Origin of the sequence: Pseudomonas cerasi (genome assembly GCF_900074915.1) — a bacterium.
In the GTDB taxonomy this organism is placed as follows: Bacteria; Pseudomonadota; Gammaproteobacteria; order Pseudomonadales; family Pseudomonadaceae; genus Aquipseudomonas; species Aquipseudomonas cerasi.
In genome coordinates, this window is sequence record NZ_LT222319.1 from 4,188,054 (window position 1) to 4,214,059 (window position 26,006).

At 57.7% G+C, this 26,006-nt stretch carries 23 protein-coding genes; 7 read left to right on the top strand and 16 right to left on the bottom strand.

Features of this window, described 5'->3' with window-relative positions; translation table 11 throughout:
* Positions 1–212 precede the first annotated feature (212 nt).
* On the bottom strand, positions 213–1,067 hold the full coding sequence (locus tag PCPL58_RS20980; protein WP_003434310.1) for a glycine betaine ABC transporter substrate-binding protein: 855 nt from the start codon (positions 1,065–1,067) through the stop codon (positions 213–215).
* Positions 1,068–2,247: 1,180 nt separating this feature from the next.
* Here PCPL58_RS20980 and PCPL58_RS20985 point away from each other — a divergent pair.
* The 3 genes from PCPL58_RS20985 (at position 2,248) to PCPL58_RS20995 (ending at position 5,077) form a co-directional block, all read left to right on the top strand.
* Positions 2,248–3,546 carry a hypothetical protein gene (locus tag PCPL58_RS20985; RefSeq protein WP_003363327.1) on the top strand — a complete coding sequence of 433 codons (1,299 nt, stop codon included), beginning with the start codon at positions 2,248–2,250 and terminating at the stop codon, positions 3,544–3,546.
* Positions 3,539–4,351 (top strand): MlaA family lipoprotein, encoded by an 813-nt coding sequence (locus tag PCPL58_RS20990; protein ID WP_003363329.1) that lies wholly within the window; start codon positions 3,539–3,541, stop codon positions 4,349–4,351. The genes PCPL58_RS20985 and PCPL58_RS20990 overlap by 8 nt, the downstream gene beginning before the upstream one ends.
* A gap of 135 nt (positions 4,352–4,486) precedes the next feature.
* The gene (locus tag PCPL58_RS20995) at positions 4,487–5,077 is read left to right on the top strand and encodes a DcrB/PsbP domain-containing protein (RefSeq protein WP_003434309.1); all 591 of its coding nucleotides are present in this window, start codon (positions 4,487–4,489) and stop codon (positions 5,075–5,077) included.
* A gap of 33 nt (positions 5,078–5,110) precedes the next feature.
* On the opposite strand, the gene PCPL58_RS21000 is transcribed toward PCPL58_RS20995, so the two are convergent.
* Positions 5,111–6,019 (bottom strand): LysR family transcriptional regulator, encoded by a 909-nt coding sequence (locus PCPL58_RS21000; RefSeq protein WP_003434308.1) that lies wholly within the window; start codon positions 6,017–6,019, stop codon positions 5,111–5,113.
* Positions 6,020–6,129: 110 nt separating this feature from the next.
* Here PCPL58_RS21000 and PCPL58_RS21005 point away from each other — a divergent pair, with 110 nt between their 5' ends.
* Both PCPL58_RS21005 and PCPL58_RS21010 read left to right on the top strand, forming a co-directional pair.
* The gene (locus PCPL58_RS21005; protein WP_003363337.1) at positions 6,130–7,332 is read left to right on the top strand and encodes an MFS transporter; all 1,203 of its coding nucleotides are present in this window, start codon (positions 6,130–6,132) and stop codon (positions 7,330–7,332) included.
* Positions 7,333–7,629: 297 nt separating this feature from the next.
* Complete coding sequence (locus PCPL58_RS21010) at positions 7,630–8,706, top strand: diguanylate cyclase (RefSeq protein ID WP_065350364.1); 1,077 nt, start codon at positions 7,630–7,632, stop codon at positions 8,704–8,706.
* 4 nt (positions 8,707–8,710) lie between these two features.
* Here the strand turns inward: PCPL58_RS21010 and PCPL58_RS21015 are convergent, their stop codons facing one another.
* The 5 genes from PCPL58_RS21015 to PCPL58_RS21030 form a co-directional block, all read right to left on the bottom strand.
* A complete protein-coding gene (locus PCPL58_RS21015) occupies positions 8,711–9,580 on the bottom strand; it encodes a hypothetical protein (protein WP_044309778.1) in 870 nt (289 codons plus the stop codon).
* Between the two features lie 693 nt (positions 9,581–10,273).
* Positions 10,274–11,005, bottom strand: a complete 732-nt coding sequence (locus tag PCPL58_RS21020; RefSeq protein ID WP_065350365.1) for a hypothetical protein — start codon at positions 11,003–11,005, stop codon at positions 10,274–10,276.
* Between the two features lie 182 nt (positions 11,006–11,187).
* On the bottom strand, positions 11,188–11,457 hold the full coding sequence (locus tag PCPL58_RS29940; protein ID WP_083188455.1) for a helix-turn-helix domain-containing protein: 270 nt from the start codon (positions 11,455–11,457) through the stop codon (positions 11,188–11,190).
* A gap of 487 nt (positions 11,458–11,944) precedes the next feature.
* A complete protein-coding gene (locus tag PCPL58_RS21025; RefSeq protein ID WP_065350366.1) occupies positions 11,945–13,261 on the bottom strand; it encodes an MFS transporter in 1,317 nt (438 codons plus the stop codon).
* Between the two features lie 1,175 nt (positions 13,262–14,436).
* A complete protein-coding gene (locus PCPL58_RS21030) occupies positions 14,437–16,611 on the bottom strand; it encodes a TonB-dependent siderophore receptor (RefSeq protein ID WP_065350367.1) in 2,175 nt (724 codons plus the stop codon).
* A gap of 303 nt (positions 16,612–16,914) precedes the next feature.
* Between PCPL58_RS21030 and PCPL58_RS21035 the strand changes: the two genes are divergently transcribed.
* Positions 16,915–17,223 carry a PepSY domain-containing protein gene (locus PCPL58_RS21035; RefSeq protein ID WP_003363351.1) on the top strand — a complete coding sequence of 103 codons (309 nt, stop codon included), beginning with the start codon at positions 16,915–16,917 and terminating at the stop codon, positions 17,221–17,223.
* Between the two features lie 94 nt (positions 17,224–17,317).
* Here the strand turns inward: PCPL58_RS21035 and PCPL58_RS21040 are convergent, their stop codons facing one another.
* The 8 genes from PCPL58_RS21040 to PCPL58_RS21075 all read right to left on the bottom strand — a co-directional run bounded on the left by PCPL58_RS21040 (position 17,318) and on the right by PCPL58_RS21075 (position 24,897).
* Positions 17,318–18,481, bottom strand: a complete 1,164-nt coding sequence (locus tag PCPL58_RS21040; protein WP_003431049.1) for a PQQ-dependent sugar dehydrogenase — start codon at positions 18,479–18,481, stop codon at positions 17,318–17,320.
* 55 nt (positions 18,482–18,536) lie between these two features.
* Entirely contained in the window at positions 18,537–18,857 is a 321-nt protein-coding gene (locus PCPL58_RS21045; protein ID WP_003431051.1) for a hypothetical protein, read from the bottom strand.
* 230 nt (positions 18,858–19,087) lie between these two features.
* Complete coding sequence (locus tag PCPL58_RS21050) at positions 19,088–20,272, bottom strand: GAF domain-containing sensor histidine kinase (protein WP_065350368.1); 1,185 nt, start codon at positions 20,270–20,272, stop codon at positions 19,088–19,090.
* Positions 20,273–20,385: 113 nt separating this feature from the next.
* Positions 20,386–21,681, bottom strand: a complete 1,296-nt coding sequence (locus PCPL58_RS21055) for a PAS domain-containing sensor histidine kinase (protein WP_083188456.1) — start codon at positions 21,679–21,681, stop codon at positions 20,386–20,388.
* Complete coding sequence (locus tag PCPL58_RS21060; protein ID WP_065350369.1) at positions 21,671–22,492, bottom strand: alpha/beta fold hydrolase; 822 nt, start codon at positions 22,490–22,492, stop codon at positions 21,671–21,673. The genes PCPL58_RS21055 and PCPL58_RS21060 overlap by 11 nt, the downstream gene beginning before the upstream one ends.
* A gap of 289 nt (positions 22,493–22,781) precedes the next feature.
* Positions 22,782–23,219, bottom strand: a complete 438-nt coding sequence (locus PCPL58_RS21065) for a nucleoside deaminase (protein ID WP_044309772.1) — start codon at positions 23,217–23,219, stop codon at positions 22,782–22,784.
* Positions 23,220–23,249: 30 nt separating this feature from the next.
* The gene (locus PCPL58_RS21070; protein ID WP_003349900.1) at positions 23,250–23,750 is read right to left on the bottom strand and encodes a hypothetical protein; all 501 of its coding nucleotides are present in this window, start codon (positions 23,748–23,750) and stop codon (positions 23,250–23,252) included.
* A 133-nt stretch (positions 23,751–23,883) separates the two neighbouring features.
* Complete coding sequence (locus PCPL58_RS21075) at positions 23,884–24,897, bottom strand: ABC transporter substrate-binding protein (RefSeq protein ID WP_044309771.1); 1,014 nt, start codon at positions 24,895–24,897, stop codon at positions 23,884–23,886.
* A 120-nt stretch (positions 24,898–25,017) separates the two neighbouring features.
* Between PCPL58_RS21075 and PCPL58_RS21080 the strand changes: the two genes are divergently transcribed.
* Positions 25,018–25,428 carry a GNAT family N-acetyltransferase gene (locus tag PCPL58_RS21080; RefSeq protein ID WP_003431060.1) on the top strand — a complete coding sequence of 137 codons (411 nt, stop codon included), beginning with the start codon at positions 25,018–25,020 and terminating at the stop codon, positions 25,426–25,428.
* A 24-nt stretch (positions 25,429–25,452) separates the two neighbouring features.
* Here the strand turns inward: PCPL58_RS21080 and def are convergent, their stop codons facing one another.
* Positions 25,453–25,992: a peptide deformylase gene (def, locus tag PCPL58_RS21085; protein WP_065350370.1), complete on the bottom strand. Its 540-nt coding sequence runs from the start codon at positions 25,990–25,992 to the stop codon at positions 25,453–25,455.
* Positions 25,993–26,006: the final 14 nt, after the last annotated feature.

The window sequence follows — 26,006 nt, forward strand, 5'->3', positions numbered from 1 at the left end:
ATGAGATGTCACGTAATGCACTTTAGTCGGGTCCGGCGCGCACTCCAGACGACCTTAGTATTAGAACGACATTAGCTGCAGATACCTCTTCTCGCACGGCCTGGACCCACCGGCAGTCGGTCGCACCGAAAACACTCCCGGGCAGGAAAACAAAAGGCCGTCTGGCGATAACACCAGACGGCCTCGAGAACGGCTGTTCAGACACTTTGAGACTATTTGGCAGTCCATGCAGCAACACGGTCCGGGTGCTTGGCTACCCAGTCCTTGGCTGCAGCTTCAGGTTTGGCACCGTCCTGAATCGCCAGCATCACCTCACCGATTTCATCCTTGGATGCCCACTGGAATTTTTTCAGGAAGGCCACGACCTCAGGGGCTTTTTTCTCCAGCCCAAGGCTGCCAACGTTGTCTACGGTTTCAGCTTCACCGTAGACACCTTTCGGGTCGTCGAGGAAACGCAGCTTCCATTTGGCGAACATCCAGTGCGGCACCCAGCCGGTGACGACGATGGATTTCTTCGCCTTCTCGGCGCGGGTCAGCTCGGCAATCATGCCTGCGCCGGAGCTCGCCTGCAGTTTATAGCCGTCCAGACCATAGTCCTTGATAGCCTGATCGGTCTTGAGCATCACGCCCGAGCCCGCATCGATCCCGGTGATCTTCTTGTTGAAGGAAGCATCGGTCTTCAGGTCTTCGATGGTTTTGGCCTTCACGTATTCAGGCACGATCAGGCCAATCTTGGCGTCCTTGAAGTTGGGGCCATAGTTGACGACCTGGTCCTTGTACTTGGCGTAGTACTCGCCATGCGTGCCTGGAAGCCACGCAGACAGCATCAGGTCGAGCTTGTCGGTGGCCACCGCCTGCCACATGATCCCTGCAGCGACAGACTGCAACTTGACGTCATAACCAAGCTTTTGCTTGATCACTTCGGAGGCCACGAAGGTGGTGGCGACACTGTCGGACCAGCCTTCCACATAGCCGATGGTCAGGGTCTTGGTTTCAGCAACCGCCAGCGTGGAGCTGACCGCAAGTACCAGAGCGGCACCCGCCCCCAGTATTTTTCGCATCATCATTGTCGCTTCCCCGGAAGTCTGCACCGACGGGTGTCGGGGCATGGTTAACGTTGTTCTCCAGACCGCCCCGCGCCCGACCTTGGGGCACGCGGCGCCTTGCACGTTTTTATCGCTGCCGCGCGCAATCAAACGCACTACAACGCCACACTGATCATCGACCTGCCGGACAGGCGGGCATGCTCTGTCTGCGACACCGGGGCAATGGGAAACGACAACATCGAGCCATCAACGACAACGCACAGCGAAAAACGCCTTGATCCAGCCATCAACGGCAGGAGACGCACCGTTGTGTCCAATGGCGAGCGCCGGACCCCATACCATCGTCGTATAGACGACAGAGACTTGCGGCGCACCATTCCGGCTCATACTGCGAAGGAAACATGATGTGTTACCGCAGGTTTACGGTCACCACCGTGAACGGGTAACACGGAAACATTTTTTCCGGCTCTATGACTAACTGACAACCATCAGAATTCATAAATAACTGATTTAAAAGGAATTTCAAAAACTGGCACGGATCCTGCTATATCTCTGGTACAACAAAAACAAGAAATGATGCAGCAAACCAATAAAAATAAGACGTAACGGCTCTGACACAACAAGAACAAAACGGACAGAGGCGCAGCTAACAGATTTTTTTGGAGTGGACCCGCTTTACAGGGACCTTTCAATGGAAGGCCTCGCGACCGGACCGAGAACAATAAAACTACCGTCAGGTAGCTCCAGAACCGGTGGGATCAACCCGTTGTGCAGACAGGTGATTAAAGCGAATCAGCGCTCAAAAAAATACGTTTGCTCTTGACCCCGGATGGGGGTCGCACAACAACGCTGTAAAGGGACTGGCCGCCAACAACAATAACAGGCCGCCCTATAACAATAAAAAGAGCACGTGAACCACATTGGAGGAGAGCTACGGCTCTCCTTTGTGCTTTCCGCAAGCCGGAAAATTCGCCGCCAGGCCAGGGCCTGCCTACCTTTCCCAGCCCGTGTAAACGTCGCGCCGGGGCAGCAAATACACTAGCCATGCAAAAATAAACCGCATATCTGCATTGCAAAATCCAAAGAACGTGTATTGTTCCGTCATATTTACAGGGTTAACCGGTGGATGGGGCACTTTGGCACTACACCTTGGTCATAGCCTGCGTATCTCATCAGCACTTCTTTCCCAAGGGATTTAGTCATGCTCCGTTTTCTGCGCCTCGCCACCGTTATAGGTGGCTTGTGTTTAAGTGCGTCCGCTCTGGCAACCAATGTCGACTCCGCCACCTATGGCTACCCGCTGACTAATCCGTTTGAAGCGACCATTGCGACCACACCGCCCGATCTGCGCCCCGACCTGCCTGACGATGAAGATATCGATCAGGATGTCTACACCCTGAACCTGCATCCCGAGCGCGAGTTCACCCTGCCCGACAACTTCTGGGCAGTGAAAAAGTTGCACTATCGCCTGGCCAAACAGGACCACGCTGCCCCGCTGATCTTCCTGATCGCCGGCACCGGCGCGCCGTATAACAGCACCATCAATGAATTCCTGAAAAAGCTCTATTACGGCGCGGGCTACCACGTCGTGCAGCTGTCTTCGCCCACCAGCTATGACTTCATGAGCTCGGCCTCGCGCTTTGCGACTCCCGGCGTCTCCACCGACGACGCAGAAGACATTTATCGCGTCATGCAGGCCATTCGGGCTCAGCAGGCGCAACTGCCGGTAACCGACTATTACCTGACCGGTTACAGCCTCGGCGCACTGAATGCTGCATTCGTCAGCAAGCTGGACGAAACCCGTCGCAGCTTCAACTTCAAGAAAGTCCTGCTGCTCAACCCGCCGGTCAATCTCTACACCTCGATCAGCAACCTCGACAAACTGGTGCAAACCAACGTCAAGGGCATCAACAACACCACTACGTTCTATGAACTGGTGCTGGCCAAGCTGACTCGCTACTTCCGCCAGAAGGGCTACATCGACCTCAACGATGCACTGCTGTTCGACTTCCAGCAGTCCAAACAGCACCTGACCAATGAACAGATGGCGATGCTGATCGGTACCTCGTTCCGCTTCTCGTCAGCGGATATCGCGTTCACCTCCGACCTGATCAACCGTCGCGGTCTGATCACGCCACCGAAATTCCCGATCACCGAAGGCACCAGTCTGACGCCATTCCTCAAGCGTGCCCTGCAGTGCGACTTCGATTGCTACCTGACCGAACAGGTCATCCCGATGTGGCGCGCACGCACCGACGGCGGTAGCCTTCTGCAACTGGTCGACCAGGTCAGCCTCTACGCCCTCAAGGATTACCTGCACAGCAACACCAAGATTGCCGTCATGCACAACGCCGACGACGTGATTCTGGGCTCGGGTGACCTCGGCTTCCTGCGCAAGACCTTTGGCGATCGCCTGACCGTTTACCCGTACGGCGGGCATTGCGGCAACCTTAATTACCGCGTCAACACCGACGCCATGCTGGAGTTTTTCCGTGGCTAAACGTCTTTTACTTCTTGCCGCTCTGCTCTGTGCCGGCACAGTCCAGGCCGCTGACGCGGATACCAGCAACAAGGCTCAGCACCCGGCCACTGTGGCCCGTCAGACCGATGCTGACGGTTTCACCCAGCCGCTGAAGTCGTTGCAATTCAACCCGGGGCTGGATCAGCGTGAGTTCGAGCGCGCCTCCATCAACGCACTGGAAGTCTATGATCCGCTGGAATCCTGGAACCGCCGGGTTTACCACTTCAACTACCGTTTCGATGAATGGGTATTCCTACCGGTCGTGGACGGCTACCGCTACATCACCCCTGGCTTCGTGCGCAGCGGTGTGAGCAACTTTTTCAGCAACCTGGGCGATGTCTCCAACCTGCTGAACAGCCTGCTGCAGTTCAAGGGCGAGCGCTCGCTGGACACCACTGGCCGTCTGCTGCTCAACACCACCATCGGCATCGCCGGTCTGTGGGACCCGGCAACCATGATGGGCCTGCCGCGTCAGAGCGAAGACTTCGGCCAGACGCTGGGCTTCTACGGTGTGCCTGCAGGGCCTTATCTGGTGTTGCCATTGTTCGGTCCATCGAACCTGCGTGACACTGGTGGCATGCTGTTCGACTACACGGCTGAAAACCAGATCAACTTCCTGAACGTGGCCGAAGTCAGCAACGACCATCCGGAAATCACCGTGTTGCGCGCCATTGATCGCCGTTACGTCACCAGCTTCCGTTACGGCCAGCTCAACTCGCCGTTCGAGTATGAAAAAGTGCGTTACGTCTACACCGAGTCGCGCAAACTGCAAATCGCCGAATAAGCGTAACGCAGCAAAACGACGGCCAGCCTGAGTGATCGGACTGGTCGTTTTTTTATGGGCACTTTTACCTGCCCGGTCACTCACATGCCTCAGGCGCAAACGCCTGTGTCATTAACAGACAAAAAAGGAATTTCCATGCGTTCTTTCGGTTTCAAGGCAATGGCTGTGTGTGTCGCACTGGCAGCATGTCAAAGCATGGTCAGCGTTCAGGCTGCCACCAAGCCGCAGGCTGCTGCGCCCACCGCTGCTGCGGTGCAAAACGCTTCACTGCTGGGCGGCAAACTGACCTTCACCATTCCTGCGGGCTACGTACAGGGCGAGATGCCCGAGATTGACGCAAAAGCCAAGGCCCAGGGTGTGACGGGGTCGCTGTACACCAATGCGGCTGAAAAGCGCGTGTTGATCGTTACCGAAACGCCGATGCCAATGGGCGTGCAGGCCAGCGATAACGACGGTGTAGTACTTGATGGACTGGTCACCGGCATCCTTGCCCAGCAGAGTACCGGCTACAAGGACTTCAAAAAACTGGGTGACAAGAAGATCGTCAAGAAGAACGGTCTTGGTGTGCGCCAGCTGGACACCTCAGCGACCATGAGCGACGCCCAGGTGCTGAGCACATCGATCGTCGCAGCATCGGGTACCCGCGCAGCGGTGCTGAACGTGGTCTCCAATGCAAAGAATCCGAAAGAGCATGCTGCGCTGGTGAAGACTGTCATCGGCCAGTGATCTGCGCGGACCGGTCAGCCGGTCCGATACGACTCAGTCCACCCGCAACGCCTCTGACAACCGCTCGACCAGCACCTGCACCTTGGGCAGGGACTCGCGGTTACGCGGCCAGGCCAGGTGCAAGGCCAGGCCATCGGTGGCCAGTTGCGGGAGGATCTCCACCAATTCGCCGCGCTGCAGCTGCTCCCTGATCAACCAGGTTGCCAGCTGGGCAATTCCCCATGCCGACGTCACCGCTGCCACTTGGGCCTCTGCGTTGCCGATAACCAGTCGTGCTTCTACAGCGCGTGCCTCCCGCTGCCCCTGCTCATCGACAAATAGCCAGGGGCTGGTACTGCCATCGCCACGGCCAAACAGAATGCAGGCATGACTGGCCAGGTCCTCGAACGTATGCGGGGTGCCGTGACGCTGCAGATACGCCGGTGCAGCGCAGAAGATCACCCGCTCGGTGCCCAGATACCGGTGCGCGACGCCTGCGGGCCAGACCCGTGGACCACCGATACGCACGGCCAGGTCGATGCCCTCTTCAAGGATATCGACGAAACGGTCGGTGAAGGTTATTCGCGGGCGCAACTTGTGATGCTGCCCGGTGAAGGCAAGAATCAACGGCAGCGCATGCAAACGGCCGAAGGTCGCAGGCAGATCGATGCGCAATTGTCCGGCGGGCTCTGTGCGTTGAGCCGCCAGCGCAGTTTCAGCAGCCTCCAGGTCGGCAAGCATCCGCACGCACACGGTGTGATAGGCCGCGCCCTCCTCCGTCAGCGCCAGACTGCGAGTAGTCCGCTCGAACAGGCGCATACCGAGACGGCTTTCCAGGCGCGCCACACTTTTACTGACCGCAGAATTGGTCAGGTTCAAGCGTTCAGCGGCTGCGGTAAAGCTTCCCGCGTTGGCAACGGCAACGAACGTTTCGATACCTTTGAGGCGGTCAGTCGACAGCACATGAAACCTCGATTAGTGAAATTCAATCCATAATGCAGGGAAAATTTACCAAAGATAGGAATTCTTTTCTGCAATAAGCTGGCGGACTTATTTTTTACGGGGTCTGTACCATGCCTTCTCTGGAAACCACTGCTGCCGGCACCCGCAGCGAAAGCTCGACCGGTGCCGGTTTGTCCATCGCGATTCTGGCCTTGGCCGGCTTTGTGATCGTCACCACAGAATTTCTCATTATCGGTCTGCTGCCTTCAATGGCCCGCGATCTGGGAATTTCCATATCAACTGCCGGTTTGCTGGTGACGCTGTTCGCCTTCACGGTGATGCTCTTTGGCCCACCGCTGACGGCCATGCTTTCGCACCTGGACCGCAAGCGCACGTTCATCGTCATTCTGCTGATCTTCGCCGCCTCCAACGCACTGGCGGCGGTGTCGAGCAACATCTGGGTGCTGGCGCTGGCGCGGTTCATTCCGGCATTGGCCTTGCCGGTGTTCTGGGGCACGGCCAGTGAAACGGCAAGTCTGCTGGCCGGACCCAAGCGCGCCGGCAAGGCCGTTGCGCAGGTGTACCTCGGCATCTCGGCTGCCATGCTGTTCGGTATTCCGCTGGGTACAGTATTTGCCGATGCCGTGGGCTGGCGCGGCGCATTCTGGGCGCTGACGCTGCTATCAGCGTTGATGGCCCTGTTGCTGGCACTGTCGATGCCCCGTATCGAACCTACTGCAAAGGTCGGCCTCGCCGAGCAGGCAAAAATTCTCCGGGATCCGTTTTTCCTCTCCAACCTGCTGCTGTCCATCCTGCTGTTCACGGCCATGTTCGGTGCCTATACCTACCTGGCTGACACGCTGGAACGCATCGCAGGCATCGAATCGGCTCAAGTGGGATGGTGGTTGATGGGCTTCGGCGCGGTCGGCCTGATCGGTAATGCACTGGGGGGACGTTATGTGGACCGCAGCCCCCTCGGCTCGACCATGGCCTTTGCGCTGCTGCTCGCATTGGGCATGACCGCAAGCGTACCCGCCGCAGGCTCCATGCCGCTGCTGGCCGTGGTACTGGTGATTTGGGGCATCGCGCATACGGCGCTGTTTCCGATCTGCCAGATCAGGGTGATGAAAGCAGCGCCTCAGGCCCAGGCACTGGCAGGGACCCTGAATGTCTCGGCCGCCAATGCCGGCATCGGCCTGGGCTCGATCATCGGAGGCCTTACCATCGAGCATCTGGGCCTGGGTGCCGTAGGGTATGTCGCCGCTGTTGTTGCGCTGCTGTCCATTGCCGTCGCATGGATGACCAGCATTCAGAAAAACAAGGCACCGTTATAACCGCCTGACTGTCGCTTTATTGAACTCGCCGGGCAGTGTGTCTGCAAACACCCAGACACCCTGCCCCGGTTATTTACCGTGTGTTGAATTATATATCGTCATATTTTTGAACAGGCTTTAGCACTGTTCCTGTCATTTAATTGACTTTTAAACAGTGATCTTTCCTCACCATGTAGCTATTTGATACCTCCAGGCAAAATACACTTCCCTTGACACTAGCGAACGCTCAAACTCCAGCCTTTCGGTCAGGTGGTGGCGGTTTCTGACCGATTCAAAAGTAATGTCCGGTAAGCACCTATGAGCACCTATCACCGCAAAGGGATGGCATTCGCCAAGCGGATCTACGCCCCGAGATCACTCGGTGTAAGCGTTGGTTTTGTGACGGTTGCTGTGTCTTTATATTACGTGAATGCTGCACACTGGCTGTGGTTGTTGGCGCTGTTCAACGCTCTGGTATGGCCGCATGTTGCCTACCAGATTGCAAGAAAGTCGCGCGAGCCCTATGAAGCCGAATGGCGCAATTTGCTATTCGATTCGCTGTTGGGCGGTTTCTGGGTGGGTGCGATGGGTTTCAGTGCGGTTCCCGGGGTCACCGTCCTTGCCATGATGGCCATGCATAACATGGCCGCCGCCGGGCCACGCCTGATGCTCCAGGGCTTGTGCGCACAGGCACTGGGCGTGCTGATTTCACTGGCCGCGCTCAACCCTGTGGTCAATCTGCACGGCAACATGGCGCAGATCTATGCCTGTCTTCCTGTACTGGTGATCTACCCCATTTTCATTGGCTGGCTGAGCCATCAGGTCACCCTCAAGCTGTGGGAACACCGCAACATCCTGCGCAAGGTAAGCCGCACAGACAGCCTCACCGGCCTGCTCAATCATGGCGCATGGAAGGACCTGCTTGACCTGAAGTACGCCAGTAACCAAGGCGCGTATCAGGAGTGCGTCATCGCGCTGATCGATATCGATCACTTCAAGGTCATCAACGACACTTATGGCCACCTGATGGGCGACACGGTGCTGCAGAGTATCAGCGAAGCACTGATAGAAAACCTGCGCGACTCCGACTTGATCGGGCGTTGTGGCGGCGATGAATTCTGCGTCATTCTGCCCGATACCAGCTTGTTTCAGGCAAAGGAAATCCTTGAGCGCCTGCGCCTGGCGATAGATGAAATGACCTATACCCTGCATTGCGATCTCAAGGTCAGCCTCAGTATCGGCATTGCCGCCTACTCCCCTGAAATGCCGGATGCCTCCTCGTGGCTGCATGAAGCAGACAAAGCCCTGTATCTGGCTAAAAGCACCGGTCGCAACCGCGTAGTCAGCCCTCAGGATGCGCCGTCAGACCACCAGTCGCTTGGCGCACAGGCCTGATCCGTCAACGCTTGTGCTTGAACAGCATGTCGAACAGGGATGAGAAACTCTTGACCCCCATCGCCTTGAAGAACGCCTCGCGCATATCGGCACGCAGGCTTTCCAGAGTTATTTCCTTGGGTTTGGTGGATTTTTTTACGGCGGCCGTTTCTCGAGAGTCGCCTTCGCCAGGCGTGTATTTTTCCTTGGACAGCGTCCTTACGTAGTCACTCTTCTGGCTTTTGTAAGTAGTGAAATCTGTCCCCAGTTGCTCGTCCCTTTCCCCTGCCGTTGAAAACCTGTTGATGACTTTTTCCATGAAATCAAAATTATTGTGACCGATGGACCCGTAGTCCTTGTCAGTGATGAAGCGAACAAACCCCTGATCCAGCCGCGTTGTTTTTAACCCATCGCTTTCGGTAATACGCTTGGCGGTGGCCGCGTGCGACTCGGTAAAACTGTAGAACACCTTGTGGCCTTCCATGTCATATGTTTTGCCCTGGTTCTGGCGGCCCCATATTCTTCCATCATCTTTCTCTCTGTACGAGGCCAGTCCAAAAGCCAGATCATCAACATAGCCTAGATCAGCTCCCTGAGCGCTCGCCCACTCGTAAACATCACCCAGCAGCCTGCGATCATCCCGGGTTAAAAAAAACGCCTCAGGCATGGACATTCCACATTCGGCTTTTCCCAGCATGGGCGCAGAACGAGCAGAGTCCGCGCCCCCAAATACCCTGTGTTTCAGGAGGGCCTGGCCGCTGATGGTCACCGCAGAGTCTGGAGAGGTTGATCGGAGGGGGGAATTGGCAATTGAGGGCATGTTTTTTGCCGCTCTTTTATCGTCAAGTTGTTGCGCGGCTATCAGTGCATCTGCTCCGGAACTTATGACTCGCATGACGTTGGCTCCTGCCCCGAAAGATCCCTGGCGGTTCTCGCCAGGGATTAACAATCAATACGTTAAATGAAAGGTGACTGTTTCTGGCCCGGCAGGCTTGCTTTGCCAAGGTCCACTTTCAGCGCTGTGCCTAATCATGACGTCGGAGGCATAGCTAAAACCAAGACTGTTGAACCTCTCAGTACTGCCAGGCACGCCTGGCGTTATAGAGATACAATCAGAATCATGTACACCGCCTCTCCTAAAACAAAGATTTGCGCGTTCGTTCACGCTTTCCGGAAAAGTAGTCGCGGTCCAGGAAATCTTTTGCAACCGAGAGTTATTCGCCGCGCCGCGGGGGTAATCAGCCAATCTCAATTGGTGTCGGGAAAACGCACTGTGACCAGGCCCATTGATAAACGTCGGCGTTCGGGTAGTCGTAACAGAATAATCGCCGGCCTGGCTGGCAGCCGACACTAACAACACAAGCAAGGGTGCTATTTTTTTCATGGGTATTACTCCAATATTTATAAATCAAATTCATCGGCTGTGCGAAAGCCGCAGGCTTGAAAGCATCTGCACGAACCGTTATTTTTTATCATTCACCGAGCGCGCTAACGCGCACTCTGATTAAACATATTTTTTAGAAAAGACCTGAACCGCTTGTAAAACCTCATCAACCGACTGGTATAAATACCCACGTCCGAGACCTGATTAGCCATACGCTTGATCGATGGAAAGTTCAAATGAGGACAGGTTATCTAACAGCCACTCAGGCGTATGCCTCTCAAGCAATGTGCCGATGGGCTGCTGCTTTATCAGCGCGCCATAGAGAGCTTCTTCATGATCGAGGTACGCTTGCTGAACAGCGCGATAGTTGAGCGGATAGATGCTCTTCTCGATGGGCAACAGCCGGTCGAAGTGTTCGAGCAGACCATGAAAGACGATTCGCCGTTCGACGGTATTGCGCGTGGTAGCAATGAGTTTGACGAAGTACTCACTGTCCTGAGCTCGCAGCGCTTCGCTGGCGGCATAACGCTCGACCAGCGTGTGCGGCGATGGCTCATCGAATACGATGCAGCACAGGTCTTCGCGCACCAGGCCCTTGAACGGGTTCTCGGCTTCTGACCGACGGCCGTGCAGGCCCAGTGCGAATTGTACGGCGCGCTCGGCCAGCCATTGACGCTTACGGCCCTCAAGTCGGGTAACCTCTTCGAGTAACGGTGCCTGACGCCCCTGCGAACGAAGCTGCCGACAGAGTTTGGCAAACAGGCCAACAGGGCCGGACAGCTTTGCCTGTTGCTCGGCAAGTTGCGTCACCGAAAGCGCGGACTGCCGGGCTGTCAGATGCTGGAAGTCCGTTGTCATATTAAAATCAGGCCGCTGCGGATCCAGCCGCAACGCCGTGTCGGCACCTGACTCGCCCCGAACAAAACAAACAGTCATGAGTGGCTCCTTTTTTATTGTTTACAGTTCGTCGTGCGAGCAGGTTTCGGATATTCCTTTCTGCAGACAGCCGGGAAACAGTGGCTGACAGCAGTCACAGAGCAGCACGGTATTATTGATTGCACCGCAAAACGTCAGCAGTGCTCATTGCATTAACACGTTACAGGTTGCGACAAGACACATTATGTATGTGCTGGCTCGCTACGCAATCCGACAGATGTAGGGGGTCGGGCAGTGCTCCCCGGAAGCAATAGAGATACGCACCTGGCCATGAGCTCGGCACGCGTCCTTACCTGATTCTTTCTTAGCAGCGAAGATACGTGATCGCGAACGGTGTAGTCACTGATACTGAGCTGCCTGGCAATTTCCTTGTTCGTACATCCCTGCAACAACAGGCCAAGAACCTCCTGCTCTCTCATTGTCACCCACATGATACTTCCCCTTGCCATCATTTTGCCTAATAGGCAAATTTGTAGGATGTTTCTTACATTCGTCTTCCATGACCCAAACAGTCAATCGGCACAGAAATCATTTTATTTAGTCTTGTTTTGCATAAACACGAGATACACCTTCAAAGTCCTGCAATACAGCCGAAAGCTGTAAGAAAAATCTTTAATAATAAAATATTGAGGAAAGCTCCTACATGAAACGCGGAATAATTACGCCTACCAACTTATCGACACTGCGAATGACCCACCTGAAGAAACATTTCCCACAGGCACGACCTAAGAGCACATTATATAAATAACGTAAACAGTATAGAGAGGCGCAAGATAGACTTGAGGAAACGGAATTACAATCACTTGTTACAATTGAAAGCGTCGGGTGCCAGGAACTTTGCGCTCATATTTGAACGACTACTCACCCCATAGCAGAGGTGAGCAGCGGATGTCGCCGGTCTCTGCGAGAACGGCATTCGCCGTGTCAACCGGCCTAGTGTTATCCGGCTTTACCGCTTGCCAGGTCATCCACCACCACGCCCCGGCGCAGACCGAATACCGCAGCGGTCATCAGGCCCGTGGCACCCATGATCAGGCTATACAGCACGCATACCCAGATATTCCAGGGCATCAGGGCAATCAGCATCAATGGCGTGGTGCTGGCCCAGAAGGCGTAGGCGATGTTGTAAGTGAACGAGATGCCTGACACCCGGATGTTCGCCGGGAAAAGTCCGACCATCACCGACGGCACCACACCGACAATCCCGCACGCCAGCCCGGCAATCGCGTAGGCGATGCCCAGTGGCATCCATTGCTCGATGAGGCTGGTGTAAAGCACGCCAATGCCCATCGGCATCAGCAGGCTGTAGAACATGATGCCGCGCCAGGCGCCGATGCGGTCGACCAGCATGCCTGCCAACACGCAGCCTATATTGAGAAACACGATGCCGACGGCGCTCAGGGCAAAGGTATCGCTGGCGCTGATACCGAAGCGCTGCTGCATGACGGTCGGGGTGATCACCACCAATACCACCACTGCGGAGGTCAGCACAAAGGTCAGCAGCGCAGCAGGCAGCAAGGATTTGCGGTGCTCACGCAGGACCTGGCCAAGTGGCAGCGTTGTCAGATGTTCACGCTGGGCATGCATCGCGATAAATACCGGGGTTTCGCTCAACCAGCGGCGCAACCAGACGCCCACCACGCCGAATACGCCACCGAGCAGGAACGGAATACGCCATGCCCAGTCGAGGATTTCGCCAGGGCTGAAGACCCGTGCCAGCCATGTCGCGGTCAGTGCACCCAGCAGGTACCCGAACGTCAGGCCGGCTTGTAGTACACCCAGTGCATAGCCGCGGTGCCCCTTGGGCGCGTGTTCTGCCACGAATACCCAGGCGCTTGGCACTTCGCCGCCCACAGCGGCCCCTTGCAGGATGCGCAGCGCCAGCAGCACCAGCGGCGCCCAGTAACCGATCTGTGCGTAGGTGGGCATGATGCCGATCAGCAGACAAGGCAGGGCCATCATCAGAATGCTCAGGCTGAACACGCGCTTGCGGCCCAGCCGGTCGGCGAAGTGCGCCATGAGAATCCCGCCCAGCGGGCGCGCCAGATAGCCGGTCACGAAGATCCCGAAGCTTTGCAGCAGACGCAGCCACTCGGGCATGTCGGGTGGGAAAAACAGCTGGCTGAGGGTCAGTGCAAAGAATACGAAAATGATGAAGTCGTAGATTTCCAGCGCCCCACCCAGCGCCGCAAGACTCAGGGTCTTGTAGTCGCCTTTGGTAAAAGGTTGCGGAGTGGATTGAACGATGGCCGTCATGACGCCCCCGAAACATGGCTGAAAAAAGCGCCTGGCGCTCACAGGGCGCGAAGAATAGCAAAGCTTGCGGGCGCACTGATACGAAGCTGAGGCCTGTAGCGGGAACGATGATCGCAACTATCGTGCGACGCTCTGCGTCGCATGCCGTGCCGGACGCTCCGCGTTCTCTTGACGACGCAGAGCGTCGAGAACTGCATTCCCACGCTTGAGCGTGAGGAACGATCACTTCAACTATCGTGCGGCGCTCCGCGTCGCATGCCGTTCCGGACGCTCCGCGTCCTATTGACGACGCAGAGCGTCGAGCACTGCATTCCCACGCTGGAGCGTGAGGAACGATCACTTCAACTATCGTGCGGCGCTCCGCGTCGCATGCCGTTCCGGACGCTCCGCATCCTCTTGACGACGCAGAGCGTCGAGAACTGCATTCCCGCGCTGGAGCGTGAGGAACGATCACTTCAACTATCGTGCGGCGCTCCGCGTCGCATGCCGTTCCGGACGCTCCGCATCCTCTTGACGACGCAGAGCGTCGAGAACTGCACTCCCACGCTGGAGCGTGAGGAACGATCACTTCAACTATCGTGCGGCGCTCCGCGTCGCATGCCTTTCCGGACGCTCCGCGTCCTCTTGGCGACGCAGAGCGTCGAGACCTGCATTCCCACGCTGGAGCGTGCGGAACGATCATCGCAACTATCGTGCGGCACTCCGCGTCGCATGCCTTTCCGGACGCTCCGCGTCCTCTTGACGACGCAGAGCGTCGAGACCTGCATTCCCACGCTGGAGCGTGAGGAACGAGCACTTCAACTATCGTGCGACGCTCTGCGTCGCATGCCGTGCCGGACGCTCCGCATCCTCTTGACGACGCAAAGCGTCGAGAACTGCATTCCCACGCTGGAGCGTGAGGAACGAGCACTTCAACTATCGTGCGGCGTTCCGCGTCGCATGTCGTTCCGGACGCTCCGCGTCCTCTTGACGACGCAGAGCGTCGTGAACTGCACTCCCACGCTGGAGCGTGAGGAACGATCACCTATCGTGCGGCGCTCTGCGTCGCATGCTATTCCGGACGCTCCGCGTCCTCTTGACGACGCAAAGCGTCGAGAACTGCACTCCCACGCTGGAGCGTGTGGAACGAGAGTCCCGACGATCGTGCCAACGCTCCGTGCAGTAGAGCCCGTCTACTAAAAGTTGACGGTGGCCGACAATCTCGCCGTTCTGGGTGCGCCCATGAACAGGTAGTCGTCACCCAGATACTCCCCGGCATCACGCCAGTAGCGTTTGTCGAAGAGGTTGTCGACGGTCAGGCGCAGGACCGTGTCGTAGCCGCTGATTCGGGTGCTGTAACGGCTGCCGATATTGAACAGTGTGTAGTCATTGACCTGCACGGAGCCTTCACGGTCAGCGTACTTGCTGGCGCTGTACTGCATCCCGCCGAGTAAGGCGAGCCCGGGCACCGGCAGGCTGTAGTCAGCTTGCAGGGTGCCACGGTATCTGGGCACATTGAGGGCCTGATGATCGTCATAGGCCTCGGTGCCGCTGTCTTCAACGCGCGTCCGGATGGCCGCCGCACTGGCGGATATCTGCAGGCGGTCGGTCACCCAGCCACTCGCCCCCAGTTCAAGCCCGGTGTTTTTCTGCTCGCCTTGCTGCACATAGGTAAACGTGCCGTCATCGTTGGGCCTGGAGTACTGATACGCCTGGCGGGCCTGAAACACTGCGGCGGTCAGGCTCATGCGCTGCCAGTCATACTTGATACCGGCTTCCAGCTGTCGGGATACGGTCGGCGCAAGAATTTCACTGGCATTGGTGGTGAACCACGCCGCTGTCCCGCCCAGCGACAGGCCCTTGCTGTAGCTGGTGTAGAGCGAAACGTTGTCCACCGGCTTGTAGATCAGCGCCGCCTGAGGCAGAAACACATAGCGCTCGGTGTGTCGCGCATCGCTGCCGTCCTCGTTGAACGCCTGTTCATCGAGCCGCACCCCGCGTCCGCCCAGCACGGTTTGCCAGTGCTCGTTGAAACTGATCCGGTCGGTGGCAAACAGCCCGTACTGGCGGCTATCCAGACGACGCTCGGTGTGCGCAAGCGCCAGAGTCGAGGGGGCCACTTGCTCGGGCGCCTCATTGATATTGCCCGAGCCGACGAATTCGTTGAAGGTCCCGCGCGTATCGACCGTTCGGCGGTAGGCACTGCTGCCGAAGGTCAGTTCGTGCCCCAGCGATCCGGTAGTGAATGTGCCGGACATGGCCGCTTCGACTTCATCGTTGCGACGCGTGTCGTCCGGGCTGCGGAAATCATAGATGTCATAACCACCCTCGGCACTGAAGTGGTTGGGCACCGTTTGCCCTGCGCAACTGGCCGAGCCGTAGCAACCCCACGCAAAGGCACTGTAGTCATCGATGACCACACGACTGCGTGAAGCGCTGAGACTGCCCTTCCAGCTGTCATTGAATCGATATTCGAAACGTCCGTTCATGTTCAGCGAGTCGATACCGACCGGATTGGACCAGTTCTGGTAGCCCAGCAGTTTACGTGGCGAGGCATCGTGAGGCAGCGCAGTACCGCCCAGAAGCTGATAACCGGGCACCGAGCGCTGCTCTTTGGTCTGGTACTCGACGTCGAGTTGCAGCAGCGCGCGCTCGCTGATGTTCCAGTCGAACGCCAGCGAGGCGAAATCGCGCTGGCCATCGGCGTGTTCAACATACGAGCGAATGTCTTCGTGGGCAAGGTTGGCGCGCAGGCCAAACTGTTGCTCACTGCCGAACCAGCCACCGACGTCGGTGGCGATGTAACGTTCACCGTGCTCGTTGGTCGAGACCGTGACCGACCGGACGTCCTGCGCCCGCTTGGTCTGATAGTTGATGACGCCACCGGGCTCGGCCACACCGCTCTGCAGGCCGGAGAGCCCTTTGAGCAACTCGACCTGCTGCTTGTTCTCCAGCGCTACGTTCTGCTCACCGGCAATGCTGCGGCCGTTGATGCGATAACTGTTGGCGGCGTTCAACGAAAACCCGCGCACCACAAAGTTTTCGTAATAGCCCACTGGTGCATAGCCGTCGCCGACCGACGCATCGTTGCGCAGCACTTCACTCAGCAGCTTTGCCTGACGGTCCTCGATCAGCGCAGCGCTGAACACCGACACCGAGGCCGGCGTGTCCAGCAGAGAGGCCTGATCCAAGCCGAAGATCGACGCCCGCTCTGCTTTATAGTCGCCGGTGCTTTCCGGCTCGCTGAACCCAGTGACATTGACCGCATCCAGGCTGACCACTTCTGCGGCCAGCAACGGCGAGGCAACCGCCATACCCAACGGTAACAATCGCCAGGCGTGGCGCATGGCAGGTCGGTAAGGCGTTCTCATCGAGCAGACTCCGAAAGGACAGATGCCTGGACAGACGCGACGCACCTTCCGGCAGGGGGCCAACCTTTTACGTTCACTGCCGGTTTTTTTCAACCTTTACGTGACGCTCTGCCTGTAAACGAAGTGCAGGGGAAAACTTTACTTGCGAATCGGCAGAGCGAGACCGGCTTCATAACGTTTCGCACACTTGAATAATTAAGCGTGAATTAAGTAAGCGCGGATAATCTGAGTTCAACAAAACCGCTGAACCAATCAGCCTGTGATGAATACATCAAGACAGATCAATCAGAAAGGAAATACCCCATGAAACTTATGCCTGCCGTTTTCGCCGCTGTTGCTCTCACTGCTGTTGCAGGTGCCGCCCAGGCTGACGTTGGTCCCGATGAAGTGATCCGCCTGTACAAGTCTCAGGCGCTGGGTGACTTTGAACAGTTCAACAAGAACGCTGTTGCCAAGCACCAGGGCTTTACGGTCAGCGATACCGAGCTGGAAAAAGACCGCACCGGCCGCCTGATCTACCAGATCGAACTGAAAGACGCCAAGGGTGTAGAGTGGAACTACGACGTCGATGCCAAGACAGGCGAAGTGGTACGTGACGCAAAGGATAATTGATCCGACGGCTTTAACGGGTTACCACCGCAAGCAACTCATAAGAAAATTCCCACAACATTGTGGGAATTTTCTTTTTCAAACGATTAATAGTTTATTACTGAGCCAAGCCGACTTTCAGCAGGCTTCCCTTATCGTCGTCGGTCAACAGATACAAGTAACCGTCCGGCCCCTGACGCACATCACGTATGCGCTGTTTCATGTCTTTCAACAGACGCTCTTCATGAACGATCTTGTCATTCTCGAACTGCAGCCTGATCAACTCCTCAGTGGCCAGCGCACCGATGAATACACTGTGATCCCATGCCTTGAAAAGGCTGTGGTCATAGAACGCCATGCCACTCAGGCCCGGCGACACTTCCCAGACCTGGAACGGAATTTTGGTTCCTTCGACAACCTTGCCCTTGGACTCCGAAATCGGCTGACCCGAGTAGTCGATACCGTGGGTCGCGATCGGCCAGCCGTAATTCGCGCCACGTTCGATGATATTCAACTCATCACCGCCCTTGGGACCATGCTCGTTGGTCCACAACGTCCCGGTCCAGGGATCCAGCGCGGCGCCCTGCTGATTGCGATGGCCATAGGACCATATCTCGGGGCGTACGCCCTTCTGGCCCACGAACGGGTTGTCTTTCGGTACGCTGCCGTCCGGATAGATACGCACGATCTTGCCCTGCAGCTTGTCCAGATCCTGCGCAGTGGGGCGCTGATTGTTCTCGCCCAGCGCAATGAACAGGTAACCGTCGCGATCGAAGACCATCCGCGCGCCGAAGTGGTTACCCACCGACAGTTTCGGTTCCTGGCGGAAGATAACTTCGAAGTCTTCCAAGCGAGTCATGTCTTTGGACAGACGACCACGCCCTGCGGCAGTGCCGGCGGTATCACCCTCGGCGGCGGTCTTGCCGCTGCCCTCGGAATAGGTCAGATACACCATGCGGTCCTTGGCGAAATCCGGTGACAGCACGACATCAAGCAGACCGCCCTGCTTCTGCGCCCAGACTTGCGGCACCCCGGAAAGCGGCGCAGACAATTTGCCATCTGCCGACACCACGCGCAGGTTGCCGGAACGCTCTGTCACCAGCATGCCTTGCCTGTCAGGCAGAAAGGCCAGCGCCCACGGATGATCCAGACCTTCGACAACAGGCGTCACCGTGACGGTGCCCAGTTCGCTTTTGTAGGTTTCCGTAGCGGCGCTGGCCGTCAATGGCAGGCTCAGAATGGCTGCAGTACACAATGTCGCGATCAGGGTTTTTCTAAGCATGAGCGTTTCCTTATGCATTGAGTCGACGTCCACACGGGTTCGCCGGGTTGAAAATTCAGTTGTTGCGCTTGGGGTCGATTGTCGGTGTAGAAGGACGTGGCGTGTTCTGGCGCGTGGGGTAGCCGTTGCCGATGCCACCGTTTTCCAGGGTAGGCTTGCGCACCGGCGGCGCGATGTTGGGGCCACGAGACGGGGGCACGCTGGACTCGGTGCCCTGGCGACTGTTGGGGTTGGCACGGTGGATCGGGCTGTTATACGGGTTGCTGCTGGCACCGTTGTTGAGGGTGCTGTTGGGCAGCGTCTGCGCCTGGGCTGCGCCGATGCTGCATGACGCAACAAGCACGCCCCCGACAAGATTGCGCACAAAACTGTTCATCACTACCTCTGGGCAAGGTGAAAACTTCGGAGTAACCGTGAAGGCTCAGGCCTTTGATGGCAACCCGAGCCTCAGGTTCGACGCGACACTGCCGATGAGCAAGCAAAGCGATGGAAGAGTTTGTAACAAGGATGGTCAGGGCTGTCGCAACCGAACGACGCGACGGCCTGCAGCGCGAGGTTTTCCGGAGGCGGGCAGCCTGCGCTCAGGCGTTGGCTGACGCAGAATGCTTACGCAGACTTTAACGGCATGCTGAAGGTAAAGACCGTGCCCTGCTCACGCGTGGAGCACACCTCGAGCGTACCTCCATGAGCAATGGCGATCTCACTGGCGATGTACAGACCCAGTCCGAGCCCGGCTTGCGGCTCATCGGTGATGGGTCTTGAGTACGGCAGGAACAGTTGCGCACGAACCGATTCAGGTATCGGCTCCCCCTGATTGGTAACGCTGAGTACAAACAGCTCGCCATGCACACCTGCCGTCACTTCGACCGGGCTCTCGGCATCGCCATGACTGATCGCGTTGGACACCAGATTGGAGAGCAATTGCGCGATCCGCTCGTGATCGCAGCGGATACGCTCCAGCACGCCTATGTCCGAATGAATCGGCCGCGACGGATGAACACGCTGCACCTCGGAAATCACATGTTCCAGGGTTTTATCCAGGCCGTGCGCCTCATGGATACTGAGAGGAATGCCGTGGCCCATGCGGCCTCGGGCAAAATCGAGCACGTCATCGACCAACTGCGAAGCACGCTGGCCAGAGGTCAGGATGTGTTGCACAACCTGCAGGGCCTTTTCATCCAGCGGACGACGCAACAGCAATTCGGCACTGGCATTGATGGCAAACAGGGGGTTGCGCAGGTCGTGCCCCAGCACGGCGATAAACTGCTCGCGCAGCTCAGCCACCTCACGTTCGGCGAGCAGGTCTTCACGCGCTTGTTGCAGATTTTCCTCGGCCTCGATCTGCAGCGCCAGAAGACGTGCGAACGACACCATCATTGCCTCGATGGGCGTACCGGTCAGCTTTGCAGGCTTGGGATCCAGCGCGCAGATGGTGCCGAAAAAAGAGCCGTCGGAGAGAAAGATCGGCACCGAGATATAGCTCTGAAAGTTGTACAGACGTGGAGTGTCATGCGTACAGAACAGCGGATCCTCAGCGACATGATCAATCACCACAGCCTTGTGGGAGTTGCGAATCTCATGGCAGATGGTGCTGCTTACGTCCAGTTCGCCGCCAGGTTTCAAACCGAAATCGAGCTTGTCCAGAACCGCACAGGCCGTCCAGGTATTTTCGGTTACACGTGCCACGGCGGCGAACCCCAGCCCTGTGGATTCGGCAATGACCTGCAGGATGGCCGGCACCGCACTGATCCGACTGATCGTGGCCACATCATTTGAAATGGATCGCCGCATGTAGAACCTGTATGAGCCTTGATGTGATGACGCAGCACGCTAGTTTAGGACTGTAACGATTTTTCTGCACCCGTGAATAACACGGGTTGATCGGCAATCTGCATGAAACCTGATCAAACCTCGGATTTCGCCGGGGGACGCGGAAACGCCACCGTGAACGTCGTGCCCTCTTCAGCCGAAGAACGAACCGTCACATCGCCCAGATGGGCTCGAACGATCTCGCGCACGACAAGATGGCTGCCGGACTGCTGGAGCGCACATCGCTTGAGTCGCGCCAGGAGCGGATTCTGGGACACATCAATCATTCCACCGACCGTGCCGATCGCATGATTGTCGATAAACAGGCCGAGCCCGACTGTACGGGTCTCGTCACTGTCGCTGACCACGCGTACGACGGGCTCGTAGAGGTCGTCTACTTTTTCCATCGGTATCGGCTCACCGACGTTGTGCACCGACAGTTTGATCATCCAGGTGTCGAACGACGACGTAATCAAAACCTCACCGTCGTCGGTGCCGTAATTGATGGCATTGCTGACCAGATTGCCGAGCATCTGCAGCAGGCGGTCAGGATCAGCCGAACATGCGCCCTGCCCTTCGCTGCGATGGGTCAGCACCCGATCCGGGAAAACCTGGCGCAGCTCTTCGACGCCGCGGGCGACCACTGCGTGAAAATCGACAGGCTGAGGAACGACGGTAATGCCGCTGCCCACGCGGGCGTGAGTGAAATCCAGCAGATCGACAATCATGCGATCGGCACGGTCGGTGGAATGATTGATGTGTCCCAGAATCCGCTCCTGGCGCGACTCAAGCGATGTGCGCTCCAGCAGTCCGGCAGCCATCTTGATCGCGGCCAGCGGGTTGCGCAGGTCGTGGCTGACGATGCCAATCATCTGTTCGGCAAAAATAGCCCGGATCTCCGCCTCGGCATGCGCCAGACGCAAGCGATTGCGCGCCGAAGTCAGCTCGCTCTGCACGGTCATCTGCTGTTGCAGGAGCTCTTCGGCGATCTTGCGGGCCGCCAGCAGTTCGCGCTCGTACTTGCTGCGCTCTTCGGCCAGGAACACGGCCACTTCATGCAGATACCCCGACGGGTACTCGCGGCGTACGGCATTGAGCATCATCGGAATGGGGCGGCCATCGGCATGAATCAGCTCGACCTTAACCTCGGCAATTGAACCTTGCGACTGCAGCGTAGGCGCCCAGTGAGTCTGCAGAAAGGCCTTGCCTGCCAGGCTCAGCAGATCCTGAAAGCGGCGGCCCACAACAGCGTCGCGCTCCAGCCCCAGCCATCGGCAAAACGTCAGATTGGCGCGCTCGATGGTGCCGTTGGGCAGCGTGATCAACAAACCACAGGGCGCCTGTTCATAGAGCTCTTCGGTGGCGGGCAGGCTTACCTGTTCAACGGTCATGTGCGGCGCTCTCGTAAGAGGCCAGAAACTGATTCATCGCAGTAATGCATTCCTGTGCTGCGCTCATGTGCGGGTAATGCCCTACGTTGTCGATCATGTGCAGGGTGCTGTTGGCGATGACACGGTGCAGGTACTCACCCACCTCGACCGGCACCACCATATCGTCGCTGCTTTGCAGAATGAGTGTTCTGCTCTTGAGTTGCACGACATCGGCACGATGGTCGGATAAAAACGTCACGCGGGCAAACTGTCTGGCGATCTCGGCATTGGTGCGACAGAAACTGTTGGCGAGCTCTTCGCTCAGCTCAGGCTGGTCCGAGGCGCCCATGAGCGCCGGCGCGATGGTGCTGGACCATCCCAGATAATTGCTTTCCAGTGTTTCAAGCAACGAATCGACATCGGCGCGAGTGAATCCCCCCACGTAATCTGCCTCGTTGAGGTAATGCGGGGATGGGCCGATCATGATGTGGCCGTCGAAACGACCGGGTGACTGAAGCTCGGCAAGCACGGCAATCATGCAACTGACCGAGTGGCCGACATGCACAACCGGCCCCTGTGCGGCGAACTCGTTGACCACCTGCAGCAAGTCGGTTGCATAACCCTTGAGCGACGAATACTTGTGCGGATACCAGGCCGACACATCCGAATTGCCGTTGCCCACCAGATCGAACAGCACGACCTTGAAGCGCTCTGCAAAGTGCGGCGCCATAAAACGCCACATGTTCTGATCGCAGCCGAATCCATGAGCAAAAATCAGAGTGATCGGTCCGTCGCCCACAATGTTGACGTTGTTACGCTGCTGGACCGACATATCGGGCTCCGAAAATGGCCTGGTAAACGGCTGGGTATGCATACCGTGATAAAGATGGGAGGAGGTTATCACCGTTAAAGGCACATTAGTGGCACAAACCGCACTTTAAGGCAGGAGCCGGAGAAGATTAATGACGGGCAGTATTCTGAAGCAAGTCTGAACGTTGAGGGTATCAGGGAGGTGTCAGGCGACGAAGAGCGTCACGAACTGCATGCCAACGCGAGCATTGGCACGATAAGCAGTTAGATTTACGATGAGCGCGGAGCGTGGGGCTGATAAGACGCGGGATTCACTCGCCGATGTCTTCGTTCCACAGCTCGGGCTTGCTGGCGATGAAGCCCTGCATCATGTGCTTGCAATCATGGTTATCCAGCACGTCGATCTGCACGCCACGCGAGCGCAGCAGGTCTTCCTCGCCCATGAACGACTCATTCTCGCCGATGATCACTTTGCGAATGCCGTAGAGCAGAATCGCACCGCTGCACATCGCACAGGGCGACAGTGTGGTGTAGAGGACCGAGTCACGGTAGACACTGGCCGGCTGGCGACCGGCATTTTCCAGTGCATCCATCTCGCCATGCTTCGTCGCACTGCCCTCTTGTACACGACGGTTGTGGCCTCGACCGATGATTTTGCCGCCGTGGACGATGACCGAGCCGATAGGGATTCCGCCCTCCTTCAGCCCGAGTTGCGCCTCATCGAATGCTGCCTGCATGAATGCGTCCATGTTTTTTGCCTCGTATCGTCAAAATAGCTGTCAGTGTTGCAGTGCTGCCTCGGCGTTGCCCAGCGCACGGCTGACAAATTGTCCCAGCAGTTCCGATGATCGGGCTTTCATATCGGTGCTGACCTGGGTGTTTCTGGCCCTGAATCTGTTCCCCAATGAAGGTGAATCCGCCCCCTGATTGAGCGAACGCAACTCCTCGGCGGTAAAGGAATGAGCATATGCGGCTGCCAGATTGCGGTCCCACTGCGCCTGATATTCCGGTTTCAGGCGCTGCAGTTCCTTCTGCACCAGTTCCTGGGCTTCAGTCTTGCCAACCGCCTGCACGATACCGGCAAACGTCGCAGTGCGCGAGGCGACCTGATACCCCAGCCAGGCGAGGCCTTCGCCCAGGTTTCGTTGTTCCACCAGCGCCAGCGCCATGTCGTCGGCCTCTTCGGCACTGGCCGGCTGCATCGCGTCCAGCGACAGACAGGCCAGCAATGCCAGGCAAGTCTGCCACGTGCCGCGCGAGCCCCGAACGTGACCAGTCATGACGCCTCCCGAGCATCGATTGACCCAGACATGAACTTATCAGCTCGGTGACGCTTTACCACTCGGCGCGTCGCATACCGGTCATAGATGCCGTTATCAGCTATGCGCCTCGTGTCATTCAGCAGGGCGTTAGTCAAAGACTGCTGCTGACCCGCTCGGCCACATCGGCAGGCAACCAGGCTTTCCAGACGTCGGGATGCTGCTTGAGAAAGCGTGCAGCCACGACCTTGGCATCCTCATGCTTGTCACTCATTTCACCCAGGGTCTTGTTCAGCAGGTCAATCGGGAAATCCACGCCTTTGAAGACACTCACCAGCTCAGGGTATTGCTTGCTGAATTCTGCCGACACGCCGATCGACAGGGTTGCCGCCAGCGAAGACGTGCCGCGCGGATTGGGGTTGCTGGCGTCGGTCAGGGTTTTCCAGGCTTCGGCATCAAAGGCCGGCTCGTCCAGCTTGATCAGCTTGTACTTGCCCAGCAACGGCGTAGGTGACCAGTAGTAAAACAACACAGGCTTGCCGCGCCGGATAGCCGATGCGACCTCGGCGTCCAGTGCTGCGCCCGAGCCGGTGCGGAAGTTGACGAAACTGTCAGCCAGGCCATAAGCCTTGAGCTTCTGGGTGTTGACGATTTCCGAAGTCCAGCCGCTCGGGCTGTTGAGGAATCGGCCCTTGTCCGGCGACTCCGGATCTTTGAAGACATCCTTGTAGCGTGCCAGATCCGCGACAGACTTCAGGTCCGGCGCCAGCGGCTTGATGCCTTTGGCGGCGTCGCCCTTGATCACGTACTCAGGCACCCACCAGCCTTCGGTCGCGCCTTTGACGATGTTGCCCAGGCCGAGCACCTTGCCTTCCTCTTCAGCCTTGACCCACACCGGGCTGCGCCCGGTCCACTCTTCGGCGATCACCTGAATGTCATTTTTCGCCAACGCGGTTTCCAGGCTGACGGTACTGCCGGGCAGTGTATCGGTCGGGTAGCCATAGCCCTTCTCGACGATGGTACGCAGGACTTCAGTGATCAGGCTGCCACTTTCCCAGGTCAGCGCGCCGAACTGGATAGGCTTGGTCTTTTCAGCCGCTGTCGCGGTCTGCCCAAGCAGGCCCAGCGCCAGAAGTGAACAGCCCAGTAGTCGTGTTATTGATTTCATGCTCACCTCAAATGGCGCGAAAGAAACGGGTCTGAAAGTATCGACACCAGCCAGCGCCGATTAGTTGTCACGGCGTCAGCCTCTGTATGATGCGAGGCCCCTGTTTCAAGCGCCGCCGCGATGTCCGAAATCCAGTTCTACCCGCTACCTGATGAATGTCGCCCGTTACTGGGCAAGTTCTACCGTGAGCACCAGTCGTCAATGCGCCCTGCCAGCAAGGGCCAGGCATGGGTTGCAAAGCGGGCAGAAATCATCGGTGCGTTGTGCCTGACACCTGTCGCAGAGGGGCATTGGCTGACCGGGCTGTTCGTGGCGCCAGCGCTGCGCGGACAAGCCGTGGCGCAGGGCCTGATCGAAGCGGCATTGCAACCGCTGAACGGGCCGGTGTGGCTGTTCTGCCATCCGGATCTGCTGGGCTTTTACCAACGCTCGGGGTTCGAGACGGCACAGCGTCTGCCACAGGCACTGGGCGAACGGTTCATGCGTTACAGCCGCAGCAAGCCGCTGGTCGCACTATGCCGCGAAGCCTGACGGCTTCGCAACGAAACGCCACGATCACTCGTCGGCGTTGGGGTCCATGTCCGGAAACATCACGTCCATGAAGCCGAATTTGCTGAAATCGGTGATACGCGACGGGTAAAGCCGACCGATCAGGTGGTCACATTCATGCTGGACGACCCGCGCGTGAAAACCGTGGGCAACGCGCACGATGGGCTGGCCTTGAGGATCGAAGCCTTCGTAACGAATGCTCTGATAACGGTCCACCATGCCGCGCAGTCCGGGCACTGACAGACACCCTTCCCAGCCCTCTTCCAGCGTCGGGCTCAGCGGGGTAATCAGCGGGTTGATGAGAATCGTCTGCGGAACCGCCTCGGCCTGGGGATAGCGCTCGTTGCGCTCGAAGCCGAAAATCACCAGCTGCAGATCGATGCCGATCTGCGGTGCCGCCAGGTCCACACCGCCGACGCTGTGCATGGTTTCGAACATGTCGGCGATCAGCGTATCGAGCTCGCTGCTGCCGAACATGTCTGCGGGCACCGGGGGGGCGATGCGCAACAGGCGCTCATCGCCCATCTTCAGGATGTTATGGATCATGACTGCCTGTCCCT